Here is a 2,581-nt window from a genome sequence, read left to right as displayed (position 1 = left end):
TCGCAAGGTCAGCCGAACTGGCAACATGATCCGCGTCCGTCGCCTCGAGCGCAGCAAGCGGCATCTGATCGGCCTCCGCATCTAACGGATGCTGGACGATCGCGGTGCCCCCGACGGATTTTATCGCATGCAGGCCGGACGCGCCGTCGTTGAGCATGCCCGTGAGGACAACGCCGACCGCGCGCGGGCCATAGGACAAGGCGGCGGAGCGGAAGAGCGGATCGATCGCCGGGCGGACCATGTTCTCGCGGGGCCCCTCGCCCAGCCGAATCGTCCCATCGATCAGAAGCAGGTGCCGGTCGGGTGCGGCGACATAGATATGACCCTGTTCGATCGGCTGCCCATCGACGGCCTCGCTGACCGGAATGGCGCTCGCCGACGCGAGAACACCGGCGAGATAGCCCGCCGACTGCGACGGAACGTGAGTCGCGACGAAGACGCTTGCGCTCAGGTCCTCGGGGAGTTCGCTGACGATGCGTCTAAGAACGGGCCCGCTGCCGGCGGACCCGCCGATGGCGATGATGTCTCTCTTCGCCATTGGCTTCCTCAGGCGATCGATTGCCCCATAAGCGCAACAAGGCGGATGCGATTATTGTTCCGGACGCCCGCTCCGCCGGTCGGGGAAGACAGGCTGCCTCAACAGTCTCAGGGAGCGAAAAATGGCCGTCTCGGTCTGCTCGCAAGCGAGACGGCTCAGCTCGACGGTTCGGGCGGAATGGACGATCGCCGCGATGCTTCGACGCGTACTCATCGGAGTGACGTGATCTACTTGTCGGCCTCCCGCCATAATCTAGGTCAGATTCGTCCTGTTGCAGTCAGCGCTTAGCCGCGTGTGCGTGGGATCGACATTGCCGAATGCAACAGCTGTCGGAACAGGATTTCGCTTGGGGTTGTTTGGCGACCGGAACTCAGGAGGGATTGCTGTGGACTACAAGAAAATGGGCATGGCCCTTGGGGTATTCAGTGTCGGCCTTGGCCTCTTCGAACTGATTGGCGCGCGCCGCGCCGCGAGGACGCTCGGCGTCGAAGGTGGCGCCTCCGAAGGCGTCATTCGAATCTTTGGCGCACGCGAGTTGGTCGCTGGAGCCATGCTGTTGCGCGGGCCCGCGGTCTCCACCAACGTCTGGAACCGGGTGATCGGCGACGTGGCCGATCTCGGAACGCTGCTGGTTGCTGCTCCACGCACGTCGCGGCCCCGCGCAGTCGCTGGAGCCCTCGCTTTCGTGGCCGGCGCGACGGCTCTGGATGTCCTGGTCGCTCGCGGGCTGGACCAGCAATCCGGCCGCACCTGGCCCGCCGGAGAGGCGTCGCCAGCATAGGATCTGGGCGGCGGCGCGTCGCCTTTTCGACCCCTGCCCGCCGACCGATCGCGAAAGCACGCAGGCGCGCGTCAACCGGCTGTTGTCCGCCGTTCCCAAAAATGCCAATCCTGATCCATGTTATTTGGGATGCGGAACAACAGATGCAGTTGTCCCGCGTCCCGATCGGTTTTGCCGGAGTCTGAATGCGCCGCGTTCCACTCGGTTTGATCACGTTTCTGCTACCGGCCGGCATTGCCGCGGTCCTGCTTGGCGGCTGCGATCGCCATTCTTCGCAACCGGCGGCGCGATCCTATCCTGAAGCGGGCGGGAAGGCCGTTCCCGCCGCGGCCGCATCGCCTGCAGACGATGGCAACTGGACGATGCCCGGCAAGGATTATGCATCGACGCGATTCAGCGGATTGACCGAGCTCAATGCCGGAAATGTCGGCAAGCTTCAGGTAGCAATGACCTTTTCGACCGGCACGACGGAGGGTTTCGAGGCCCCACCGCTGGTCGTCAACAACACCATGTACGTCGTTGCGCCCTGGCCGAACGACGTCACTGCGCTCGACCTTACGAAACCCGGAAGCCCCGCCAAGTGGACCTACAAGCCTAACCCTTCGGCCGCTGCCAAGGGCGTCGCCTGCTGCGGTCCGGTTAATCGAGGCGCAGTCTATTCGGACGGCCGGTTGTTTCTGAACCTGCTCGACGGCAACACGGTTGCTGTCGACGCGAATACGGGACGCGAGGTGTGGCGGACCAAGGTCGCCGACATCCAGAAAGGCGAGACGCTGACCATGGCGCCGCTGGTCGCCGAGGGTAAGGTACTGGTCGGTAATTCCGGCGGCGAGATGGGCGTGCGCGGTTGGCTGACCGCGCTCGACGAGGGCAGCGGCAAGCTTGCGTGGCGCGCCTACACCACCGGCCCGGACAAGGATGTGCTGATCGGTCCCGGCTACCAGGCGCCCTACCCACAGGACCGCGGCAAAGACCTGGGCGTGACCAGCTGGGGGCCGGACCAGTGGAAAATCGGCGGCGGCAGCGTCTGGGGTTGGGTCAGCTATGATCCCACGCTGAAGCTCCTCTATTATGGCACGTCGAACCCGGGCCCCTGGAACGCGGCGCAGCGGCCGGGCGATAACAAGTTCACCGCCGGCGTCTTCGCGCGCGACATCGGAACCGGCCAGGCGCGCTGGTATTACCAGAGCACACCTCACGACCTGTTCGATCACGACGACATCAACGAGATCATCTTGGTCGACTGGCCCGCGCCGAACGGA

The 2,581-nt window shown here is 64.6% G+C and carries 3 protein-coding genes; 2 read left to right on the top strand and 1 reads right to left on the bottom strand.

Features of this window, described 5'->3' with window-relative positions; all coding sequences use genetic code 11:
- The coding region (locus JOZ79_RS13365; RefSeq protein ID WP_294075096.1) for a chemotaxis protein CheB at positions 1-538 on the bottom strand (538 nt) is incomplete at its 3' end.
- A gap of 385 nt (positions 539-923) precedes the next feature.
- On the opposite strand from JOZ79_RS13365, the gene JOZ79_RS13360 reads away from it, so the two are divergent.
- Positions 924-1,319 (top strand): hypothetical protein, encoded by a 396-nt coding sequence (locus tag JOZ79_RS13360; RefSeq protein WP_294075093.1) that lies wholly within the window; start codon positions 924-926, stop codon positions 1,317-1,319.
- Between the two features lie 185 nt (positions 1,320-1,504).
- Positions 1,505-2,581: PQQ-binding-like beta-propeller repeat protein (locus JOZ79_RS13355; protein ID WP_294075091.1), on the top strand; the 1,077-nt coding region annotated here is incomplete at its 3' end.

The organism is Sphingomonas sp. (genome assembly GCF_019242355.1).
Lineage (GTDB): Bacteria > Pseudomonadota > Alphaproteobacteria > Sphingomonadales > Sphingomonadaceae > Sphingomicrobium.
Note: the sequence above shows the minus strand (reverse complement) of the source record. Positions and strands in the feature narration are given on the sequence as shown.